Consider the following 22,926-nt stretch of genomic DNA (forward strand, 5'->3'; position numbering starts at 1 on the left):
CTGTTCAATTGAGTGCATTAAATATATTTCCAATAAAGATGTTTTTGGAGAATGAGGTTCAGGGGTTAGGTGTTTCCCAATCCTCTACCATCCACTTTAAATGACGACTTTTTGAAATTGCGTACAAGGCTATACTGTAAAAAACGATTTTTACACCCGTAATAGTTTCAAACCCCCAGTGATGATGCATAGCGTAGTAAAGCTGAACACTCAACAATGCCAACACTCCCAATTGAGCCAGCGGAATAACCCATCGGCGCCATGCTAAAAAGCCTTTTTTCCACAAGCGATCTCGTTGACTAACCAAAGATAACGCAATTAACACAGGTAAACTTGCCGCTAACCCCAACCCTAACGTTTCCTTTTGTGGGTAAAAGAACGTAAGTAGCTCACTAGTTTGAGTGCGGGAAGCCAGAGAAAAGACGAACGCGAGCCAGTCAATGCATAGAAGTATAAACACGCTGTAAAGCCAACGGGGAGGAAGAATTCGCCCTGACTCATCATAAAAAGTTAGCGGTAATTTAAGCATGCATTCACTTCTATTTTATTAATTTGAACCCTAAAGAGCATTCAACTCTGATATGTTTACTTTCAAGAAGTGATAAATGTGGGGGTGAGTAAGGTGTTTTTAAACCTTGTTCGTGCCGCTTTTACAATGAAACCCGTGGCCGTTTACACTTGTTTTCACGTTTAGTGCCTAAATTACGGCTGTACTGTGAGAATGCGTCAATAATTTATATCTTGGTCGCTAATTATATATACTGCGTACAAGCGTGTTTTCCTGTATAATCCGCGGCCATTTTAAGCTCAGTCATTTTCCAGGTGATATTTTAGATGACAGTAGAAACGTTTAATCCAAACAAAGTAGTAAATAAAACCACCACGCTAGAAACGCCAGTGAAGGTATTAAGTGACAACAAACCTTCGCAACAAAGCAATGGCAGCAGAATTGGTTTTGTTAGCTTAGGTTGCCCTAAGAACTTAGTTGATTCAGAGCGTATTCTTACTCAACTTCGCACCGAAGGTTATGACGTAGTCCCTACCTACAACGATGCCGACTTGGTTATCGTTAACACCTGTGGATTCATTGACGCGGCGGTAGAAGAGTCATTAGACACTATAGGCGAAGCACTTAAAGAAAACGGCAAAGTTATCGTTACCGGGTGTTTAGGTGTTAAAGAAGACGAAATTAGAGAGCTTCATCCAAATGTACTGGCTATCACGGGGCCTCATGCCTACGAAACGGTAGTTGAGCAAGTACACGATCATCTTCCAAAACCCCAGCACAATCCGTTTGAAGACCTTATTCCTGATCACGGCGTTAAATTAACGCCTCGTCATTATGCTTACTTGAAGATTTCAGAAGGCTGTAACCACCGTTGCACGTTCTGTATCATTCCTTCTATGCGTGGCGACCTTGTCAGCCGCCCAGTGGGTAACGTACTCGATGAAGCTAAGCGTTTGAAAGATGCTGGTGTTAAAGAGCTATTGGTTATTTCACAAGACACTAGCGCCTATGGTGTTGATGTTAAGCATAGAACGGGCTTTTGGAACGGCATGCCGGTTAAAGCACACATGCAACAGTTGTGTGAAAAGCTGGGCGAAATGGGCATTTGGGTCCGATTACATTACGTGTACCCTTACCCGCATGTGGATGACCTAATTCCACTAATGAACGAAGGTAAAATCCTTCCTTACTTGGATATTCCGTTTCAACACGCCAACAAACGTATTCTTAAGTTAATGAAACGCCCAGGTAGTGCTGAGCGCGTGCTAGAGCGCGTTAAAAAGTGGCGCGAACAGTGCCCATCATTAGTCATTCGTTCGACATTCATCGTCGGCTTTCCGGGCGAAACGGAAGAAGAGTTTGAAGAGTTATTGGACTTCCTTCGCGAAGCGCAGCTTGATCGTGTTGGTGCATTCGCCTATTCCCCTGTTGAAGGTGCAAGAGCAAATGACCTCCCTGACCCAGTGCCAGAAGAAGTGAAACAAGCTCGCCTTGCACGGTTTATGGAAGTACAGGGCGAAATAAGCGCAGCGCGACTTCAAGCGAGAATCGGTAACGAATATCAAGTTGTTATCGACAGCGTTGATGCGGAAGGTGCCGTCGGCCGTACCTATGCCGACGCACCGGAAGTTGATGGTCTGGTTCATTTAAACGGTGTTTATGACGTAAAACCTGGCGATCGTGTATGGGCTGAAGTTATTCACGCTAACGAACACGACGTATGGGCAGTATTGTCTGAAGACCAAGACGAAGAAGACGCTGATTCAGCAAACTAATAGTAGGCCTGACAAGGCAGCTTAAAAATCAATCTTAACACGCCACTTATTTACGTGAAGAAATAAAAAACCTATAGGCTCGTCGCTGATAGGTTTTTTATTGCTTTAAAGCGGCAAGAGTTTGAAGTTCCCTACCAAGGCAACTCATCACCATTTGAATGGATGAAGCGACCTGCGTTAGATACATTTAGCTCATCTATGCGTTGTGACAAACGCTCAGCACAGGTATCAGCATCAATATCTCCCGCTCCATTCACCATTTCTGTTTGAACGAATCCAGGATGGAAAATACCTACTGCAATCCCCTTGGGTTTCAAATCATTCGCCATGGAAACTCCCGCCGCGTTTAGTGCGGCTTTGGACATTCGGTAGCCATAGTAGCCGCCTGACCCATTGTCTGCCATTGAACCCATGCGACTGGTTATCATGGCAATTTTACCGTCTTTTGCCATTGCGGGTAATAGTGTTTGAGTAACTAACAATGGACCTAATGCATTAACCCTAAATTGATAATCGATGGTATTTGGATCCCAATCGTCAATACTCTCTCGTCCGAGCACTCCGGCATTATTAATGAGCAAATCGATGTTAACGTCCATTAAAGGTGCAAGCTTTTCAGCCAACATTTCTGGTTGGGATACGTCCACACCTTTGATGATTGTCACACCAGCACTGTTTAGCTCGTCGCAACTGTTTCGACAGGTAGCATAAACTTTCGCACCACGTGCTTTATATTGCTTGGTGAGCGCAAGGCCTATGCCTCTGTTGCCACCGGTAATAACTACGTTCATAACGGTTCCCTTGTTACTATGTGTATGCGTTTAAAAGGTTTCACTCACCTTTTATAAGAACTGGCTGTTTAGATAAGGCTTGTTGCTAATTTACTACAAGGCGTCAGCCCTATTTCAGCACTCATTTCTTATTAACTTATAGTCTTTAAAAGACGTTCTAGATCTTCCGGGGTATCAATTCCAACTGGCGGTGGCGCTATCGCCACCTCACAGTGAATCTTATCGCCATACCATATGGCTCGAAGCTGTTCTAAGGATTCAATTTGCTCCAGAGAGCTAGGCGCATAAGCAACATATTGCTTAACGTATTCAGCACGATAGGCATAAATACCTATATGGCGTTTGTACAGCGACGTATTTGCAGATTGCGGCTTTGCCATCATGTGATCGCGTTCAAAAGGAATAGGAGAACGTGAAAAATAGATAGACTCACCCTTTTCGTTTACCAATACCTTAACGATATTGGGGTTAAACACATCCTCAACACGTTCAATAGGCGTAGATAACGTAGCCATCTGACACTGAGGCGCATTGGCAAGATTATCTGCAACCTGCCTGATGTTTTCGGCGGGAATAAATGGCTCATCCCCCTGTACATTAACCACAATAGTAGAACTCGCAATGCCTTCTTTTTCGATAACCTCGGCAATGCGCTCTGTTCCAGATTGGTGGTTGACAGACGTCATGCATACTTGAGCAAAACCTAGCACGACGTTTTGAATACGTTCATCGTCCGTGGCAACAATGACGTTATCCGCTCCAGCTTCTTTAGCACGTTCAACCACATGTTGAATCATCGGCTTTCCATCAATAAGCGCTAAGGGTTTGCCAGGAAACCGACTTGAGCCGTATCGAGCAGGGATCACAACTGTAAATGACATAACTTTATTTCGCCCTTATTTACCACTTAGTTTAACGTTTTATTACCGTGTCGCGTCAACATCGTCTAACGACAATGCTGTTGCTTTACTTTCGATAAGTACAGGGATGCCATCTTTAATATCGAAAGCCAATCTATCAAATCGACACACTAACTGGGTGCTATCATCACTCAGAACTAATTTTCCCTTACACACTGGGCAAGCCAAAACTTCTAAAAGCTTTTTATCAAAGGCCATTGTTATTATTCCTGTCCGTCTTGGTTGATCTTCAAACCTGCCTTGGCAAGTTTCACATTTACTAAATTAAAAAAGTCTGGCGCTAAATGCGCGGTAACAGGTAAAAACCAGCAGTCGTTATGAGCAAAAGGTGCAGCTTTAACGGCGTCTTTTTCTGTCATTAATACTCTGCCATTCGGTATGTCTGACCGTGTGATCGCATGGTGATCCGCCAGCGGTGTAGCTGAAGAAAGCTGGATACCCATTTCTTTAAGCTGAGAGAAAAAACGCTGAGGTGAACCTATTCCAGCAATTGCGTTGCACGGCACTTTTTGTATCTCTTCAAGGGGACTGGTTCTTACTCTGTTTGAAACAGAGGTGAAGTCCCCAGCTACTAAGGTCATTAGATATTGAGGCGCTACAGCATGGCTAAATGTCGGCATTGAACGGCTATTATGTACTAGCGCATCAACGGTACCAAGGCGCCATTGTCCTTCGCGAAGTGGCCCCATTGGCAGCAAATAACCACTGCCTACTTTTCTATCGTCCATCACCACAATTTCAACGTCGCGATGAAGTGCGTAATGTTGAAGGCCGTCATCACAAATAATTAAATCGCAGTGTAATTCGTCACTTAAGTACGCGGCTCCACGTGCGCGGACTGGATCGATAACAACGTCGCACTGGCTTCTAATGGCCAGTAAACGAGGTTCGTCACCCACTTCAGACGCATCATCTTCGCCTTTCACTAATCGCGGGTATTCTGGTGATTTAGCGCCATAGCCACGACTTAAAATACCGACCTTAATGCCCTGCTTCTGGTAATAATCGGCTAAAGCTAATACGACTGGCGTTTTTCCGTTGCCGCCCACTGATATGTTGCCAACGACAATCACGGGAGCGTTAACCTTAAAGGCCTTTTTGAGTCCAATTTTAAAAAGTAACCGGCGAATTGCCGAAATAAAGTAGAACAGCAGCGCAAATGGTGAGAGCAGCCACACTAAAGGATGGCCGAAATACCATTTATCGTGCTTGGTTTTGCTTTGTGATTGACTCACTTAGTCTCACCAAATTGCAACGCGTGCAGTTGCGCGTAGTGACCACCTTTTTCAAGCAATTCGTTGTGTTTACCTTTTTCAATAATGCGCCCCTGCTCCACTACCATAATGCAATCTGCGTTTTCGATGGTAGACAAGCGGTGCGCCACAACAATGCTCGTGCATCGTTTTTGCAGCGTTTCTAATGCGTCTTGGATCAAACGCTCAGATTCTGTATCAAGGGCAGATGTCGCTTCGTCAAGAATAAGTATGGGCGCTTCGGCGAGTATCGCCCTTGCAATGGCAATACGCTGACGCTGACCACCCGAAAGCATTAAGCCGTTTTCACCAATAACCGTATCTAACCCTTCAGGCAAGTTTGATAAGAACTCTTCAACATGCGCCATCTTTGCCGCATTCTCGATGTCTTTACGTGATACGTTTTGGCGCGCACCATAAGCAATATTGTTAGCTATGGTATCGTTAAATAGCGTAACGTTTTGCGATACCACGGCAAACTGCGCCCGCAGATCTTTAAGATCAATATCGTTGAGCGCCGTGTCATCCAAGCGAATTTCACCTTCTTGCGGTACATAAAAGCGTGTAAGCAGCGACGAGATGGTCGATTTACCACTTCCCGAGCGCCCTACCAAAGCAATCGACTGCCCAGGGTTTGCGATAAAGCTCACATTCGATAACGCGGGCGTCTGTTTTCCTGGATAAGAGAACGTAACGTCGTCAAATTCAATTTTTCCTGTTGCGCGCTCTACTTTGGTTTTCCCTTTATCTTCTTCGTCTGCTTCATCAAGAATTTCAAAAATACTGGCGCAGGCTGCCATACCTTTTTGAAATTGGTTATTAATGGTAGTGAGCTGTTTAAGAGGTTTAAGCAGCATCACCATACAAAAGACCACATTAATAAATACGCCTGCTGTAAGCTTTTCAAGCATACCGGGCGTGCTGGCAATAAACAGAACGACAGCGAGGGCAATTGACGCTATTACTTGTATTGAAGACACACTCAAAATAGAGGTGACATTCAACTTCATTGACTGTTGACGGTTGTGATTGTTTTTCTGCTCGAAACGCTTTTGCTCTATTTCTTGACCGCCAAACATGATCACAACTTTGTGACCTTTCACCGCTTGCTCTACCGACGATGTTAGGTTGCCCATTGATTGTTGAATGTTTTTACTTACAACGCGAAAACGCTTACTGACGATAGAAACAATCACCGCCACAATCGGGCCAATTAAAAGAAATATGAGAGAAAGCTGCCATGAGTAATAGAACATGACACACAGCAAACCGATGACCAGTGCGCCTTCCCTCACCAATGTTAGCAGCGCCTTACCAGATGCATTAGCCACTTGCTCTGTGTCGTAGGTGACTTTACTGATAAGCCCGCCAACCGCATGATTATCGTGAAATGCCACTGGTAGATGAATGTATTTTTCAAACAACTGCTGGCGCATGCGCATTACCACCTGAGCACCAATCCAGCTTAGCGTGTAACTACCTAAAAAGTTGAAAACACCCCGTAACAAAAAGAGCGGCACAATCGCATATGCGGCTAGACGCAGGTAGTCATGGTCGTTTTTCCCCAGTGATTCATCAATCATTGGCTGAAGCTGGGAAAATACGAAGGTATCTACCGCGGAATAACCAATCATACCAATGATGGCAAAAACGAAAGGCACTTTATACGCTTTAAGGTACTGTAAAAAGCGTTTAATTTGATAATCCGAGTTGTCGGCTTGTTGCATGTAGTTTTTTTAACCTGTTTGAAACGTTAACAAAAACGCGTTGGAAGTATTGTACTCGTTCTCGCTCTAATTCACTAATATAGCGGCAAAATTGGTTAGTCTGCCAACTAAGTGAATAATGTGTGGCCACTTCATACCTATTTAAAGGTATTCGTGCACATCTTCGTTTCGTTACAAGCTAATATTTTTGGCATTTGGCGATATTACTTAGTCTTTGAGGTGTCGCGGTGCTATGCCTGGTAAATACCAGCGTTTATTCAACGTTCCACGTTGGGAATCTATATGGAAAGAATCCTTATCGAAGGTTGCGCTTATATATCCGTGATAGCTTGTTAAATATTGCGTTACGCCTAAACGCTCGTAACGTTTAGCCACAACATACGCAGGAAACTGCCATCGATTCTCATAACCTTGCGTAAAAATCACAGCTTTTGGTGCAACGTGTTCTATAAAAACATTAGTAGAAGACGTTTTGCTTCCGTGATGCGGCGCAATAAGAATGTCGGCAGTTAGATTTGTAGAACTCGCTAAAGTATCCATTGAAGCGCTCTCTGAAAAACCATCCTTGATTTCACGGGTTATCAACGCGTACTCGCTTGTTTTCTCAATGTCACCAGGAATTAACACGCTACCAGAGTCGCTTGTTATTTTAACCACACACGACATGGCATTGTTGTCTTCTTTGTTGCCATTTGGCGGCCATAGAAAATAGATTGTTAAATTCTGCCAGCGTATACGCTTTCCTCGCTCACAACCTAATGTTGGTGTGTAGAAAGTAGCTTTTTTAGCTAAGGCGTGTTGTTCAATGGCTACTGCGCCACCTGCATGATCGTTGTCACTATGCGTATGAACTACAACATCTATATTCGAAATATGCTTACTTTCTAAAAAAGGTAAAAGGTGTTTCGTTGCAGTATGAGCATTGCCATTAAACTGAGCGCCAGAATCAATAATCATAGCCCGACCTCCCGCAGTCACTGCAATAGCACTGGCCTGGCCCGCATCAAATACATGCAGCGCCCATATCGATTCATTGATAGGTAACCACTTTTGAAAAATGCTTAGCGATGGGAGCAAGAGAAGTGCTACGCAGATAGCTTTGTACCGCCATGTTGGCAAAAGAAAAATAAACAAAGCGACAATTAGACAAAGTGCCGCACCACTACTTACGTAAAAATTGATAGCGCTCCCAGAAAACTGACTAAGAACGTTCAAAAGCGATAACAAATACCCTAAACACACATCACTGTAATGCATAAGCATGCCCGTAACTTGTTGTGCGAAAGGCAACTCAGCAAAATGAAGGACTAACAACGAAATTAAACAAATAGGTAAAAGTAACGATATGACGGGCAAGGCGATTAAGTTGGTAACAACTGCAACAAAACTGGCGCTACCAAACCATATTAGGGTTAGCGGCATCATTATTACGGTAAGTGCTACTTGTAGTTTAAACAAAGACACATACCATGGTGCTCGCTGTAGCCCCCAAACAACAACTAAAAACCAAATGCACAGTACAGCCCCTATGCTCAAGTAAAAGCTAGCGCTTAATATAGAGAGAGGAAACAGCAACAAGCTCAAAGTAAGCATTGTGAGCGCAACATTTACTGGCCGCCATGCATGTCGAGAAAGAGACAGCACGCTCCCCATAGTTACCAGTATCAGCGCACGCACAACCGGCAATGCGCTTCCACTAAGCAACGCGTAACAAAAACAAGCAGCGATAAGCACACAAAGCACAGAGGCTCTAATGGGCGCGCTGGTTTGAAACATCTTACTTATTTGCTGCTCTCTGTTCTTTCGACCTGTTGCCGGATAGTTGATGGAGGCTGAACGTACTAACCAATCTTTCGCTCTGCCTAATAGGCTAGTAACATGCGTGAGTAAAAATATAACAGGGTTAAAAAACAATAAGCAGATCCCAGCGATAAGTGATAGATGCATGCCTGATATACTAAACATGTGCCCAGTGCCGGTGCGTTGTAACAGCGTCCAATCACCCAACGTAAAGCCCGTTTTATCCCCTAGCAGCAATGCGCGCCACCATTTTTCATGAACAAGGTCTAGCTTCTGCAATGTTGTAGCAAGTTCATAACGCACTGAGTGATTATGTTTTGTTTTATCGTGCTCTATCGACTTGATATAGCCAGTTGCATGAATAAATTGGCTAACCAACTGCTGTTGTCGGCTAGCTCCAACAGGATTAGCCGTACCGTATGCAGGTTTAAGTTTTACAATTGCGGTGAAGGTATCGCCGTTGTGCAAACAATTTAATTTCACCTGGGACGGAGAAACTGATTGAGGCCGCACGCCTATAGTCCCCTGTTGAGCATATGCGATTTTCTTGTTGGCTAAGCCTTGGCTTTTTCGATCATTTGGGAATTCATAACGTTGGTGAGTAAGACGAGCTTTGAAATTAAACGTGCTAGTTAAAACACGCTTAGGCAAAGGGGAAAGTATACCCTTTTCTAAAAATGTCGCTGTGCTTTCACGGTTGACCGACTCAATAGCGACAACATACTGATAAGTCGCTTCCGGTACCCTAGCTGTGCCGAAGACACATCCCCCCGACAAAACTCTACCTGAAATTGTGACATCTTGTTGAATTTTCCCTTGGGGCAGTTGCCAAGCGTAGTAAAAATGCCCTACACTCGCCACCCAAAGTACTCCAGACAGCAGTCCGCTCACTGCCCAACATAGCAGCTCCTCTGGAAATACATGATGTTCAGCGGGTTTTGTCGTCGAAATGAATATAATGATAGTCACAGATGTAATTAAAATGGCAATCATCAATGCCATGCTGTGAGTACTTGGAAGTTTTTGCCAGAAAACTGCACTTATTGCGCTGGCGCAAAAACAGCTTAAGCAAATTGTGATACGATTGACCATGTTTTCACGTAGCAATTGACAGTGAGTGAATGTGGGTGGTGCAAATTCATGTTGCGCAATTCCGTTTACTGTTATTTTTTCTGTCTTTTTTGATTTTATTTTCGAGATGCATTGATATTTATGCCTAAGAAATTTATCCGACGTTTTTTGCCAGATCACCAAAGCATTAAGCAAAACAAAGCTTTAAAAATTTTTGGTAGCGTATTGCACGAGCCCAATCTTTGGCATTTAAACCGTCGTTCTGCATCTGGTGCATTTGGCATAGGTTTATTTTTCGCGTTTTGGCCGGTACCGTTTCAAATGTGGCTTTCTGCCGGTTTAGCTATTCCATTTCGAGCAAACCTGCCCTTATCTGTTGCAACTGTTTGGGTGACTAATCCATTTACTATTCCGCCTATATTCTATGGGGCTTACAAGGTTGGTACTACTGTACTTGGGACCAAGCCTGAGCATTTTGAATTTCAGTTTAGTTGGCAGTGGGTTGTAGAAAGTATTAATACTATCGGCCCTGCATTTTTAGTCGGGTGTGGAATTTGCTCGGTCGTGTTTGGACTAGCGGGTTATTTCTCTTTGAACTGGGTTTGGCGCTTTCAAGTGAAAAAAGCCTGGGAAAGACGCAGACAAATGCGGAATCAAGAAGCCCACTAGCGTGAGAGCCCTACACTTGAGGGTTTGTAGAAATGTTTACCTTTTCTCAAGCCCCTTACAACGTTCAGTACAAAGTACGCCGTAAAAGACAGAGCAAGAATTACAAAAAACGCCACTTCGTAGAAGTGGCGTTTTTTATTGGTAACAATCAATATGAGTTCGGCGTTAATTTATTCAGGAAAACCATTACGCCGAGCTCTGTTATTGAATTTAAGCCAGACAGGCTACTTTTCATGCTCTGATAAAAAAGCGATAAGCGCAGCTTCGTCCCATACCTCCACATCTAGCTCTTGTGCTTTGGTTAGCTTGGAACCCGCTTTTTCTCCTGCAACTAGGAAGTCGGTATTCTTACTTACCGAGCCTGCCACTTTTGCACCAAGTAACTGCAAACGGGCTTTCGCATCAGAACGCCCCATTTCGCTAAGCGTACCGGTAATAACGCATGTTTTGCCTTCAAGAGGCAAATTATCCGAATCTGGCTTTTCAATAGCTGGCCAATTAATTCCTTCTTTTAATAGCGCATCAATAACATCGGTATTGTGTGACTCGTTAAAGAAATTGAAAATGTGGGTAGCCACCACTTCACCAACGTCTTGGACTTCAACCAGTGCTTCAAGCGACGCCTCGCGAATAGCCTCCAAGGTTTCGAAGTGCGCAGCCAAGTTTGCCGCAGTAGCTTCGCCAACCTCACGGATCCCCAATGCGTATAGGAACTTGGCAAGCGTGGTTTGCTTTGAAGCTTCAAGCGATGCCAGTAGCTTACTGGCAGACTTTTCAGCCATGCGTTCCAGCCCAACAACATCGCCTAACGAAAGCGTGAAAAAGTCGGCGGGACTATGCACAAGATCAGCGTCAACTAACTGATCGACTAACTTGTCGCCCAGACCATCAATATCGAATGCTTTACGCGAAGCAAAATGCTTAAGCGCCTGCTTGCGTTGTGCTGCACAAATTAACCCACCGGTGCAACGGGCAACCGCTTCGTCTTCTAGTTTCTCAACCTGCGAGTCACACACTGGGCATTGGCTTGGGAAGGTAATGTCAGTTTCGCTACCTGTGCGATTAGCTTCTACCACAGATACCACTTGAGGAATTACGTCACCCGCACGTCGAATTACCACGGTGTCGCCAACTTTAACGCCTAATCTGGAAATTTCGTCCTGATTGTGAAGAGTAGCATTAGATACTGTAACTCCGCCTACAAACACGGGCTCTAAGCGGGCAACCGGCGTGATCGCACCAGTCCTTCCTACCTGAAACTCAACGTCCAGTAACTTAGTCACTTCTTCTTGCGCAGGAAACTTCTGCGCAATGGCCCAGCGAGGCGCTCGAGCCACAAATCCAAGGGCATTTTGCAGGTCAATACGGTTGACCTTAAACACAACGCCATCGATGTCATACGGCAAACTGTCGCGCTTTTCCAAAATGTGGTTGTAGTATGCCAAGCAGCCCTTACCGCCCTCGGCGGTGTCAATATCAGGGCACAGCGGCAGCCCCCAATTACCCAACTGCTTAAGGCGCTCGCTGTGTGTTGTGGGCAGTTCAAAACTTTCGGGTTGAACAACGCCTAGCGAATAAGCATAAAACATCAGCGGGCGCTTGGCCGTAATTTTAGAGTCTAACTGTCGTAAACTGCCAGCCGCAGCATTACGAGGGTTCGCAAAAACCTTACCACCCGTTTCTTTTTGATGTTCGTTAAGTTTTGCAAAGCCCTCACGAGGCATAAACACTTCACCGCGCACTTCTACGCGCTCAGGATAATGCTCACCACGAAGCGTTAACGGCACATTTGAGATAGTACGCACGTTAGCCGTGATATTCTCGCCTACCTGGCCGTCACCACGGGTGGCAGCACGCACTAATTCGCCATTTTCATACAGAATACTTACCGCTAAACCATCTAGCTTGGGTTCGCAGCTAAAATCTAACGTTGCCGAATCTTTTAGTCTGTCTTTTAAACGTTTTTCGAAGGCAAGCAGTGATTCTTCATCAAAGGCGTTATCCAGCGACAACATAGGAACATCATGGGTAACTTGTTCAAAGGCCGATAACGCTGCGCCCCCTACTTTTTGACTGGGAGAATTTGGGCTTTGAAGCGTAGGATATTGTTTTTCTAGCGCAATAAGCGCCTGCATATCTCTATCATATACTGCATCAGGAACCGAAGGGTCATCCATCACATAGTACTGATAGTTGTACTCATTAAGTGTGTTGCGAAGTGTTGCTATTTGTTGCTTTGCTTGTTCTAAAGAATCTGACATGGAGTTGTTGTCACGCCGTTTAAATAGTTAAAAGTATTACAATTCGTTGCCAAGGCCTATTCGCCCAAGCCGCTGTATGTTTCAAATGGGCTGCAAAAATCTGATCTATTTCAGTCAGGTTGTGAAACGAACAGCCACGCTACAATGCTATGGCTTGCTAGCCCTTGTTATACATCAAAGATCAATAGACCCTAATCAACAGAAAAGGACCTGGGTATGAGCCAAGTCCTTTTTTGTTTTTGCACCTACATGAATAATCCACAAGATTGAGGCGCAAGTGATAAATTAACGCTAGCTGCGCGCAATCATACGCTTGCGCTCGAACTCACGAATTTTCTCGACGTATTGCTGTAAGCCCTGCTTCGTTAATACGCTTCGGCGCCCATCAAGTACTTGTGCGCCGAACTCATCTGCCAATTTGCGGGCTGCATTGTGCATCATGTTAAACACTTGATGAGGGTCACCCTCAATAGGCAATATCATAAACAGTGAAATACCTTGGGTTTCAAAGTTCTCTAGGTTATCAATATCGAAAACCCCAGGCTTAAACATGTTAGCAAGACTAAACAATACTGGCCCTTTGCCATTTGAGTTTACGTGGCGGTGGAAGATGTCTTGATCGCCAAATTTAAACCCTAATGTTAATAGCATAGGTAATAGTGCAGCGCCTGAAATGGGCTCGCCTTCTGGCGTTCTTACATTTAATACTAAAACCTCGGGTTCAATCGACGACTTAGCGGTCTTTGGTGTACTTCCAGCACCATCAATGCCTGATTCATTAGCACTAAAGCTTTCATCGCCAAAATCAGCGCTAGCTGCTTCGCTGGTGTCAAAATCAATACGCATTTGATCGTCACCAAAATTCGGCTCTTCACGTCTTCTCACTGGCGTTTTGCTTCGTTTGTTACGTGCAAAACGTCGCGGCTGTTCATTTTCTTCATGAACATCGCTGGATGAAACAGACTCTCCGGGTGCATCTAAACTAAAATCAGCAACTTCTCTTTCGTTTTTAGCCGGCGGCTGCACTGTTTCAGGCTCTTCCTCCAGCGTTGGGTCGATATAAAACTTCTGTGCAGGACGAACTGGCTCTGCACGCCCTCTTTCTTGATGACCGCCCGCCTGACTCTGAATTGGGTCATGCGATTGCGCGTTATCCGCTCTCTCTTGATTACTTGGAGTATTTGGCTGTTCGCTTTCTTCACGCTGAGCATGCGACGCTAAAGACGTTTCCTCTTGCTCTTCGCCTTCACGAAGTAAGAAGCCTGGAGGTTCAGGGAACGCGGCAAGGTTTTCGTCGCCCCTGTTAGCACCTTTTGTTGATGCGCCGTCGGGACGAGCTTGCCCTTTCATGTGTGGCTTCGGATTCGTAACCACAGAGCCATAGAGCTTTGGTGCTTTCTCAGCTTCTTCTTTCCCGTCAGACGGCATAGCTGAATTACCAACGCTGCTTGGGCGTTTACCCGCATGCTCACCGTGTGCGCCCTCTTTTCCATCACCGTGCTCTTTTGACGTGGCATGTTGAGACAAGCTATCGTCGTCATCAGCTTCTTCGCTGCTGTAAGCATGTTTTTCATTGATGTCGTGATGTGCAGGGCCATTTGCCGTATTCGTTGATACGTTGCTTGCAGCCTCATGCTCTTGGTTTTGTGATTTGCTAACCACGCGCACCGCGCCAATGCCAAGCTCGTCAAAGCCTTCTTGCTCGTCAGACTCGAAATCATTGTTATCATCTTGCCACTGACGGGGCTCTAAGCGCTCTTTTTCCGAAGGCTTACTGTTTTTACGAATTTTCCAAATACCATGGGCAAGCACTGCGATGATAAAAACCGTGCCTCCAAGGAGTAAAAATAGACGTAATTGATCTTCCATTTAATTTCTTTCGCCCTTTGTTATGCTTCTGCGAAGGCTACAGCCTCGTCCACATCTACCGCCACCATGCGCGAAACTCCCGGTTCCGCCATGGTAACACCGGTGAGGTGACTGGCCATTTCCATCGCTATTTTATTGTGGGTGATATAAATAAACTGCACTGTTTGTGACATTTCTGACACTAAGTTACAAAAGCGCCCTACATTTGCATCATCCAATGGTGCATCTACTTCATCCAGCAAACAAAATGGAGCCGGATTTAATCTGAAAATAGCAAACACCAATGATAAAGCGGTTAGTGCTTTTTCTCCACCGCTTAAGAGGTGAATCGTACTATTTTTCTTACCAGGGGGGCGAGCCATTATCGTCACCCCAGTTTCTAACAAATCGTCATCGGTAAGCGCAAGATACGCCGAACCGCCCCCAAACACTTTGGGAAATAACGATTTAAGGTCTTCGTTAACCTGTTCAAAGGTGGTAGAAAAGCGCGTGCGGGTTTCTTTATCAATTTTACGAATGGCCGACTGTAGCGTTTCCAAGGCTTCAGTAAGGTCGTTGTGCTGTGTATCTAAATGTGACTTTCTTTCCGACTGGGTTTCATACTCTTCAACTGCGGCTAAGTTCACTGCACCTAAGCGCTGCAAATTAGCCTGCGTTTTTTCAAGGTCTTCTTGCCAGCGCTTCTCTTCGGCATCTTCAGGTAAGGTTTCTAGAATGCTCTTCAGCGACTGCTGCGTTTCATCAAGCTGTTCTAAAATCGTATTCGCACGTACCCGGTAGCCTTCAATATCGATATTAAGTTTATCGATGTTTGCCTGTCGCGTTTGAATGTCTTTACCCAGAGCTTGATGCCCTTTTTCGGCTTCTCGCAACCACTGCTCTATATCTTCAAGACTACTTTGCTTAGCACTTTTCAGTTGTTCTAATTCCGCTTTGTTTTCCAACAGCGACTGAAGCTCTGCTTCTTGAATTTCTTCAGGAGACGTCAGCTGTGTAAGTTCTTTTTGTAATCTTTCTTTGTTTTTTATGTACTCTTCACGCTGCTGAAGGTTACGCGTAACCTGTTGACTGTATAAATTCTGATGGTTCTCTAATTGTTGCTTCTTAAGTGCAAGCTCATGATTTTGCGATGTTAATGTATCAACTAACGCGCGTAGTTCTGATGTAGTTCGCTCATTTGCATCACGCTTAGCGTTCACATCGTCAATGTGCACTTCGTGTTCAAGTATTTGTGCCTCTTGAAGCTCTAACTTTTCCGAAAGTTGGGCTAGTTGCTCTTCTTCTTTCGCTAACATTAACTCTTGCTTTGCTAACTCGTCATTAAGTTTGGCAGTGCGTGTTGACTGTTGCTCTTGCTGCATTTCAAGCAAAGAAAGTTTATTTTTAATCTGTGCGCGCTGGTTTTCTTTTTCACCCAAGGCGCTCTGAATAGACTGCTTTTGCGCTTCGCTCTGTTCAAGTGCCTGTTTGGCGCACTCTAATGAATGCTCAATCTCATCTATAAGGCTTTCAGTTTCTTCAATGCTGTCTACTAGCCCCTTAATTTTGTTCGCCCGCTGCAAAGCACCGTCGCTTGCTTCGCCAGGTTTCACTACCCACTGTGAACTTGCCCACAACCCTGAAGGCGAGATTGCGCTAGTAAACCCCTTGGCTATGCCTTCAGGTTCATCTTCTTTATCAAGAACGCTTACAAAAGCACTTTCAATCGTTTCCGCAAGTTCGTCATCGTTGCTACAAAGGTAAATGTCATTAAAAAATGCGGGAACACGCTGTGTTGACGGTTCATTAGTGCTAGATTCAGTTAATAGAGCGTGTGCTAATGAACCCGATCTGGCAGTGCTTACAAACGCCTTATCGGTAAACACTTTAATGCCGCTTGGCAAATTATCTTGGTTTTGAAGCAATGCCTGTATGTCATGGCTTTTGGCAACAACGGGGTCTTTTGCGTGTTGTAAAATCGATTCTACGCAAGGTGCAAGAGTTTGGTTAGAGCTAAACTGCTGCCACAGCTTTTCTATCCCGTCTAACGTTACGTCTTCATTATTTGAGGCATCTTGTTGAAGCGCTTCTAGCGCAGCTTTTGTGGACAGTGCAGTTTGTAACTGGCCCTGGGCATCACGGCGCTTCGCTTCTATAGCGTTGACTTCGCCTTGTTGCTGCGACACCTTTTGATTGGACTCTTGAAGTAATTGCTTAGCTTCATCAATGTCAAAATCGAGTTCGCTACATTGCTCTTCTAAAAGTGTTATCTGACTGGCAAAATCTTCTTCATCTAGCTGTTTTAGCTCGTCTTGTAGTTCGCTGATACGCTGAGAAGTGCGTAACTGCATGCTCATCGTTGACTGAATTTGGCTATGGCATTGCTGAACATTCTGACGAAGTTGATTGTAGGTTTGTTCTTGCGCTCGCGCTTGTGCGTTAAATTCTCTTAGCGCTTGTTCAGCGTCTTCAAAACGCTCTTTGGCATGCTCTAACTCTGCTTCCTTAAGGGCAAATTCAGGCTCAATGTTTTCAAGCGCCTCGTTTGATACCGCAAGCGCTTCCTGTGCCTCATCAATAGAGTGGTTAAGCAATTCGTGTTGCTCGCTAATTCGTGCTAACTCTTGCTCTACCTGACCTTTGCGTTGTTTTGCGTGCAGCGCATTTTGCTCTAGTCGCGTTATTGCGTTACTGGTAGTAAACAGCTGCTGCTGAAGATCATCTATCGTTTGTTTTGTTTCCAGCTGCTTAGTTTTGTACGACTCAAGCCCAGCTTCGTCGCCCTGTAGCCGGGCAACTAAGTCATCCACTTCTAACTGGAGTGATTGCTGCTGTTTTTGCAGCGCTTCAATATGTTCACTATTTTTCAGAAAACGAAGGGCTGCTAACTGGCCTTTCAGCTCTCTGGCTTGTGCACGTAGCGTTTTGTAACGAGTAGCCGCGGCTGCCTGACGCTGTAATTTTTCGAGCTGCTTGCCTAATTCGTCGCGCACATCATTCAAGCGTTCAAGGTTATCTTGCGTGTGCCTTATACGGTTCTCTGTCTCTCTGCGGCGCTCTTTGTACTTTGAGATACCCGCGGCTTCTTCTATGAATACACGCAAATCCTGTGGCTTAGATTCAATAAGCCGAGAGATCATACCTTGCTCAATGATGGCGTAAGACCGGGGGCCTAGCCCTGTTCCTAAAAACAGATCGGTGACATCACGCCGGCGACATTTAGTGCCGTTTAGAAAATAGGTAGAGGTGGCGTCCCGTGTAACTAAGCGTTTAACAGATAGCTCATTGTAGTTGGCAAATTCACCTGCTATCCGCCCTGCACTGTTGTCGAAAACAAGTTCAACGCTACATTGCCCCACTGGCTTACGAGACGAAGAGCCATTAAAAATCACGTCGGTCATTGCATCGCCGCGTAAGTTTTTGGCAGAACTTTCACCTAAAACCCAACGTACAGCATCAATGACATTCGACTTGCCGCAGCCGTTAGGGCCTACGATGGCGGTCATTTCGCCGGGGAATGGAATGGTAGTTGGCTCAACAAAGGACTTGAAACCCGCGAGCTTAATCTTTTTAAGCCTCACACATCATCCCTCTTAAACACAAAGCTGCACGCGGTATCGCCTTGATATTAGCCAGAAACCAGCTAACCATCGGCTGAAATAGCAGTTGATGTAGAAATGATGCAATCACACGGAAGATTCTTTTGTTATTATGCTTCGACTCTACCAAATCTAACAGCTTGTAACAATTACCATTTCACTGAGTTAGGCAGAGAATACGCCAAGCGCGTATGATAGAACAGATAGTTAACAAACACAGCGTTTCAAACGCGAAGGAGTACGAATGAGTTCAGGCGGTGTACATTATTTCTTTGAAGGCTTTTCGCTTATAAAAACCAAAGGATTAAAGCGTTTTGTTTTTGTACCCCTAACAATAAACTTAGTGCTTTTTTCTGTGGCTTTTTACTTCTTATTTGGCCAAATAGAAATGGGCATCGCTTATGTGATTGACCTTGTACCTGAATGGTTAGGCTGGATCAAAACAGCGATCAGCTTTTTCTTGTGGCCCCTAGCAGTCATCAGCGTATTGCTCATTTTCGCACTCATCTTTGGTACACTCGCAAACTGGATTGCAGCGCCGTTTAACGGTGTGTTATCAGAAAAGGTTGAGCGTCATTTAACGGGTCAAGATTTAGGTGACGAGGGCGTGATGTCTTTAGTTAAAGACATTCCTCGAACAGTAGGCCGCGAACTCACAAAGCTCGTTTGGTATTTACCTCGCGCTATTGGTTTTTTGTTATTGTTCTTTTTCCTGCCCATTATTGGGCAAGTCTTGTGGTTCTTATTTAACGCCTGGATGATGGCAATTCAGTACTGCGATTACCCATACGACAACCACAAAATAGATTTTACGCGCATGCGCCTGCACCTTGGCGAACACAAAGGGAAAGCGATGACGTTCGGAATGATGGTGAATATATTCTCACTTGTTCCCGTGGTTAACTTTATCGTTATGCCCGTAGCAATTTGTGGTGCAACGTCTATGTGGGTAAGAGAGCTTAAAGATACACTCGCTAAATAGTGGCGAGTGTATTGTTTTAGTAATGACAGCTATGGTTATTTGCCACCAGTAAACGCTTCGTATTCAGCTAACCAGTGTGCGGCTTCTTTTTGGTTGCCGCTATTGTGGAATGCCTGGAAGAAATTCATTGAAATAGGTCGCTGGGCATTTTGTTTTTCCAGCTGCTGCTGCCACAGTACCAAATATAAAGGCGGGATCACGCCGCTATCGTGATGTTCCATAAAGGTAATTCTGCGGCTGGGCTTATAGCTGTTTTCCCCCAATACGGTGCACGTTTTGGCGCGTGCAATAATGGTTGCAGGATCTATCTCTAGCCAATTTTCGACCGTTTTGTGAGGTGCATACCAGTACTCAGAATCTACGATTAGGTTTGGTGGTGCAAAATCGCTTATTCCATCTTCATCGCACAGCCTATTCGCCATGCCCTTGCCAATAGGATATTCGTCAGCGAAGCCTGCGAAGTGCGCTAGCTCATGAACAAACACTGAATAAGCGTCACTGATGTCTAAGTACATTACGCCGTTTTGAACATTTGCCTTACCCTGCTCTGCCACTACTACTGCATGACTAAATTTCTGCTTTTTCGCAATGCTTGCCAAAGGAGTAATACTACAGCCTAAGATCCCAGCGTTCTTATAATCCGGATCGCAGCTTAGTACATCGGGTTTAAGCCAAATAGGCGGGGCCAGGCAAATAGAAAGGTTCTGCAGGCGCTTGTCGTCATTGAATGAGTTATAAAGACTATGAGCACGCATGATAGTAGCTAAACTGGTAGCAAAAGGCTGAATACGCTGAAGGCATTTCCCTTCATTCTCCCAGTTAAATGAAGGAGACTGCTTTAGTGCTTGCTCTATAGAATACGGCGTGTAGAGATTGATGGCCTCTAAGGCTTTTTCAGCTTGAAGATGCCCTTTCTTCGCGGCAAAGCTAAAATGCTGCTTGGCCTCAGAAAATTCCCCTTCGTCCCACAGAAGGCGAGCATACTTAAATGCACTCTGCATGTCTAAGGTTGCCGTTGCTGCGAGCAGCGGTTTCGCTAATTGTTGTTGCCCGTGTAGAAGATACCAATCGGCCAATGCAGCCTGTGCGGGTACGTAGTTTTGTGAAGCCGCGCGTACCAGCCACTTCTCACGTTTTTCTGGCGAATCGGTAGACATTGCAAACGCAAGCTGTGCTTCTGCGACCTCGCCGAGCGCCGCTAAGCGCATAAAGCGCTGTGACGCACCTTCTTCACCTAATATTTGGTACAGCAGCCATGCAGCGTCTGCGTTTTCAAGATTAACTAGCTTCTCTAGAAAATAGATTGCAGTGGTTTCATCAATATAGTCAGTAGCAATGAAGCCTGCGTTATACGCACGCTCAAATTCACCGAGCAAGCGTGCCTGTGCATTTTCACTGCCCTGCTTTGCAGCTAACCAAAGTAGCGCTAGTGCATCATGCTTAAGGTGATAGTTAGAATAATTGAAACGTTCGGTATTAGCCGAAGTTTGAGCGTCGGGAGAAGATTCTGTGCTGTCCTGTCCGCTAACCTGTGCCATGCCGTCGGCAGTATTTACTGAAGCAGAGCTCGCCTTTTCAGTTGGGTCGCTATCTGACACTAGGCTTGCCGGCGCAAGCACCTTGCTTGCATTAGCAATTAGCTGCGGGACATAGCGTCCGCTATCGCCCGCAACTATGAGCAGTGCGAACACTGCTAAAAATAAGCCTCGCATAACGCTTGCTGTTTACTCTTCGCTAACCAGATCGCTGCTAGCTAGTTCACGCAAACGGTTAAGTTCCATTCGTGCGTAGCGGTGTTCAACGTAATCAAATACATTGGTGCTTAATGCAAGCTTGAAGTAATTTGATGCAATACCGCTGTTGCCGCGCTGGGTATGAAATTTACCTAAGTAAAAATACGCTTCACACAACCTGTCTGTTAACGCTTTTTGGCTTTTCACACCGTCTAACAATGAGTTAAGTACATCGTTCTCATCAACAGTACCTAAAAACAAATCCACCAGCGTAGTAGCCCAGTGCTGGTTGTCCAGCGTTGGTCGAATAGAAGCTAAGTATTTTTGTCCTTCAAGCTCTGACACGTCGTGATGCGCAAAGTACGCCCACAGAGCGCGAAATGGATCGCTGTCATCTTTTTCAAAAAAGCGGTTTAGATCGTTGGTCGCGAGTTCGGCGCGCCCACCGTAATAAAGCGCAATACCGCGATTTAGGAACGCGAAATCGTACTCTGGGTTGATTTCCAGCGTAGAGTCGAATGCGTCGTAAGCCTGAATAAAGTCGTTCTGTTGAATATAGTGAATACCCATAGAATTATAGGCTTCAGCCAAATCTGGCTTTAAATTAATGGCTTGGGTGTAATCAAACTGCGCTAAGCCCGATAGGCCCACGCTGTCGTACAACATGCCTCGTTGAAAGTGCAGTTCAGCTTTGTCTTCATCTGATAACGCAGGGCTGGTAAGCACCTGATTGTAACGAGCAATAGCCATTTCGGAACGAGGATTAATGGGCGCAGGTTCGGCTAAAAGCAGGTTTCCCATTTGTGGTCTTTCTGAAACAGTTGGTGTTTGCGCACAACCGGTTAAAATAGCAGCGAATAGAGAAAAAAAGATGAGACTAACGTTTCTGCACATGGTAAAAAAGCATTCTATAAAAAAAGAAAAAACCGCCTGAGTATTAAGTATACGCTTGTTGCGGCGCTAATGCCGCCAACCTTCTCGCATTTGATGATAAAAGTAAAGCGTATTGGGTGGTTAACACAGGTAGCTATGAAGAAAAATAATTTAGAACAACTATCACAACTTGCTTTTGACGCACAGAAAAACTCACACTCACCTTATTCCAACTTTAAAGTTGGTGCTGCGGTGCTTACTCCAAGTGGCGAAACCTTCTCTGGTTGTAATGTAGAAAGTGCTGCTTTTCCATTAGGCCAATGCGCTGAAGCCACGGCTATTGGCAATATGGTCACACAGGGACACAAACGTATCTCGCATATCGTTATTGCGAGCCCGAACGACGAGTTTTGCTTTCCGTGCGGTGGATGCAGACAGAAAATTGCTGAATTCGCCCCAGATGAAACTCCCGTAACCATGGTAAGTCAAAACGGCGAGACATTCGAAACCACCATTGGTGAGTTACTTCCAAATGCCTTTAGGGCGCACGATCTAGACAAATAAGTCATTCCTAAAATACTGTTCGTAATCGAGGCTCGAGCGAGTTTCACCGCCCTTACCTCGTTTACGAAAGGCGCTTTTTTAAACGGTAGTACACTTTGGTGTGTTAAGTGCTTTGGGTTGGCGTTTGGTAAAATTGTTGTTTGCATAATGTTCCCCCTTTTTCACTAAACGGGGGAACTGATATAAAGGGGTGAAAAATATGAACGTTTTTATTAAACGTTGACGTTTTACAATGAACGAAAGGTTAACTTTTATTTTGGTTACTCGGCTTTTCGCCTTCACGAGTAGGCTCTGCAGACGTCTGATTGGCGCGTTTTTCTTCTTGGCGTTTATTCAGCTTAGCAGCGGCCATAAATCCAATAAAAAATATGGCAAAAATAACCACGCCTACCCAAATCAAAACATTAAAAAGAAAGTCCATATCATTCCCTAATCACAATTTCGTGAAATAACTTTAACATTTATTTGTTTGAGTTGACGTGGTCAACCAAAATTGACCAACCCAGTTAAGCTACTTTTTTCAATTTCTTCATGTCCGCCTCATATTGATTT

The 22,926-nt window shown here is 44.8% G+C and carries 18 protein-coding genes; 5 read left to right on the forward strand and 13 right to left on the reverse strand.

Annotated elements, in window-relative coordinates; all coding sequences use genetic code 11:
- Positions 1-58 precede the first annotated feature (58 nt).
- Entirely contained in the window at positions 59-529 is a 471-nt protein-coding gene (locus QME20_RS16730; RefSeq protein WP_014976532.1) for a DUF2919 family protein, read from the reverse strand.
- Positions 530-834: 305 nt separating this feature from the next.
- Here QME20_RS16730 and rimO point away from each other — a divergent pair, with 305 nt between their 5' ends.
- Positions 835-2,283, forward strand: a complete 1,449-nt coding sequence (gene rimO / locus QME20_RS16735) for a 30S ribosomal protein S12 methylthiotransferase RimO (RefSeq protein ID WP_281716283.1) — start codon at positions 835-837, stop codon at positions 2,281-2,283.
- Between the two features lie 131 nt (positions 2,284-2,414).
- Here the strand turns inward: rimO and QME20_RS16740 are convergent, their stop codons facing one another.
- The 6 genes from QME20_RS16740 to QME20_RS16765 form a co-directional block, all read right to left on the reverse strand.
- Entirely contained in the window at positions 2,415-3,074 is a 660-nt protein-coding gene (locus QME20_RS16740) for an SDR family oxidoreductase (protein ID WP_014949432.1), read from the reverse strand.
- Positions 3,075-3,205: 131 nt separating this feature from the next.
- The gene (kdsB, locus tag QME20_RS16745) at positions 3,206-3,955 is read right to left on the reverse strand and encodes a 3-deoxy-manno-octulosonate cytidylyltransferase (RefSeq protein ID WP_061485850.1); all 750 of its coding nucleotides are present in this window, start codon (positions 3,953-3,955) and stop codon (positions 3,206-3,208) included.
- A gap of 42 nt (positions 3,956-3,997) precedes the next feature.
- The gene (locus QME20_RS16750) at positions 3,998-4,192 is read right to left on the reverse strand and encodes a Trm112 family protein (RefSeq protein ID WP_014949430.1); all 195 of its coding nucleotides are present in this window, start codon (positions 4,190-4,192) and stop codon (positions 3,998-4,000) included.
- Positions 4,193-4,197: 5 nt separating this feature from the next.
- Positions 4,198-5,229, reverse strand: a complete 1,032-nt coding sequence (lpxK, locus tag QME20_RS16755; protein ID WP_061485849.1) for a tetraacyldisaccharide 4'-kinase — start codon at positions 5,227-5,229, stop codon at positions 4,198-4,200.
- Entirely contained in the window at positions 5,226-6,974 is a 1,749-nt protein-coding gene (gene msbA, locus QME20_RS16760; RefSeq protein WP_014976526.1) for a lipid A export permease/ATP-binding protein MsbA, read from the reverse strand. The genes lpxK and msbA overlap by 4 nt, the downstream gene beginning before the upstream one ends.
- 207 nt (positions 6,975-7,181) lie before the next feature.
- Positions 7,182-9,866, reverse strand: coding sequence for a DNA internalization-related competence protein ComEC/Rec2 (locus QME20_RS16765; RefSeq protein ID WP_281716284.1), 2,685 nt, complete (start codon positions 9,864-9,866; stop codon positions 7,182-7,184).
- Between the two features lie 120 nt (positions 9,867-9,986).
- Here QME20_RS16765 and QME20_RS16770 point away from each other — a divergent pair, with 120 nt between their 5' ends.
- Together QME20_RS16770 and QME20_RS16775 are read left to right on the forward strand one after the other, a co-directional pair.
- Positions 9,987-10,514, forward strand: coding sequence for a DUF2062 domain-containing protein (locus QME20_RS16770; protein ID WP_014949426.1), 528 nt, complete (start codon positions 9,987-9,989; stop codon positions 10,512-10,514).
- Between the two features lie 32 nt (positions 10,515-10,546).
- Entirely contained in the window at positions 10,547-10,756 is a 210-nt protein-coding gene (locus tag QME20_RS16775) for a hypothetical protein (RefSeq protein ID WP_061094955.1), read from the forward strand.
- Here the strand turns inward: QME20_RS16775 and ligA are convergent.
- The 3 genes from ligA to smc form a co-directional block, all read right to left on the reverse strand.
- Positions 10,739-12,775: an NAD-dependent DNA ligase LigA gene (ligA, locus tag QME20_RS16780; protein ID WP_061094954.1), complete on the reverse strand. Its 2,037-nt coding sequence runs from the start codon at positions 12,773-12,775 to the stop codon at positions 10,739-10,741. The genes QME20_RS16775 and ligA overlap by 18 nt on opposite strands.
- 291 nt (positions 12,776-13,066) lie before the next feature.
- Positions 13,067-14,644 carry a cell division protein ZipA gene (gene zipA, locus QME20_RS16785; protein WP_281716285.1) on the reverse strand — a complete coding sequence of 526 codons (1,578 nt, stop codon included), beginning with the start codon at positions 14,642-14,644 and terminating at the stop codon, positions 13,067-13,069.
- A gap of 20 nt (positions 14,645-14,664) precedes the next feature.
- The gene (gene smc / locus QME20_RS16790) at positions 14,665-18,204 is read right to left on the reverse strand and encodes a chromosome segregation protein SMC (protein WP_281716286.1); all 3,540 of its coding nucleotides are present in this window, start codon (positions 18,202-18,204) and stop codon (positions 14,665-14,667) included.
- Between the two features lie 262 nt (positions 18,205-18,466).
- On the opposite strand from smc, the gene cysZ reads away from it, so the two are divergent.
- Complete coding sequence (cysZ, locus tag QME20_RS16795; RefSeq protein ID WP_281716287.1) at positions 18,467-19,204, forward strand: sulfate transporter CysZ; 738 nt, start codon at positions 18,467-18,469, stop codon at positions 19,202-19,204.
- A gap of 35 nt (positions 19,205-19,239) precedes the next feature.
- On the opposite strand, the gene QME20_RS16800 is transcribed toward cysZ, so the two are convergent.
- Both QME20_RS16800 and nlpI read right to left on the reverse strand, forming a co-directional pair.
- Entirely contained in the window at positions 19,240-20,916 is a 1,677-nt protein-coding gene (locus QME20_RS16800; protein ID WP_281716288.1) for a sel1 repeat family protein, read from the reverse strand.
- A gap of 12 nt (positions 20,917-20,928) precedes the next feature.
- Entirely contained in the window at positions 20,929-21,831 is a 903-nt protein-coding gene (gene nlpI, locus QME20_RS16805) for a lipoprotein NlpI (protein ID WP_281716289.1), read from the reverse strand.
- Positions 21,832-21,966: 135 nt separating this feature from the next.
- On the opposite strand from nlpI, the gene cdd reads away from it, so the two are divergent.
- The gene (gene cdd, locus QME20_RS16810) at positions 21,967-22,374 is read left to right on the forward strand and encodes a cytidine deaminase (protein WP_338853617.1); all 408 of its coding nucleotides are present in this window, start codon (positions 21,967-21,969) and stop codon (positions 22,372-22,374) included.
- 244 nt (positions 22,375-22,618) lie between these two features.
- Here cdd and QME20_RS16815 read toward each other — a convergent pair whose 3' ends face one another.
- Positions 22,619-22,795, reverse strand: coding sequence for a sporulation YhaL family protein (locus QME20_RS16815; protein WP_239241270.1), 177 nt, complete (start codon positions 22,793-22,795; stop codon positions 22,619-22,621).
- Positions 22,796-22,926 lie beyond the last annotated feature (131 nt).

It is taken from the genome of Alteromonas sp. CyTr2, from assembly GCF_947311905.1.
Classification (GTDB): domain Bacteria; phylum Pseudomonadota; class Gammaproteobacteria; order Enterobacterales; family Alteromonadaceae; genus Alteromonas; species Alteromonas macleodii.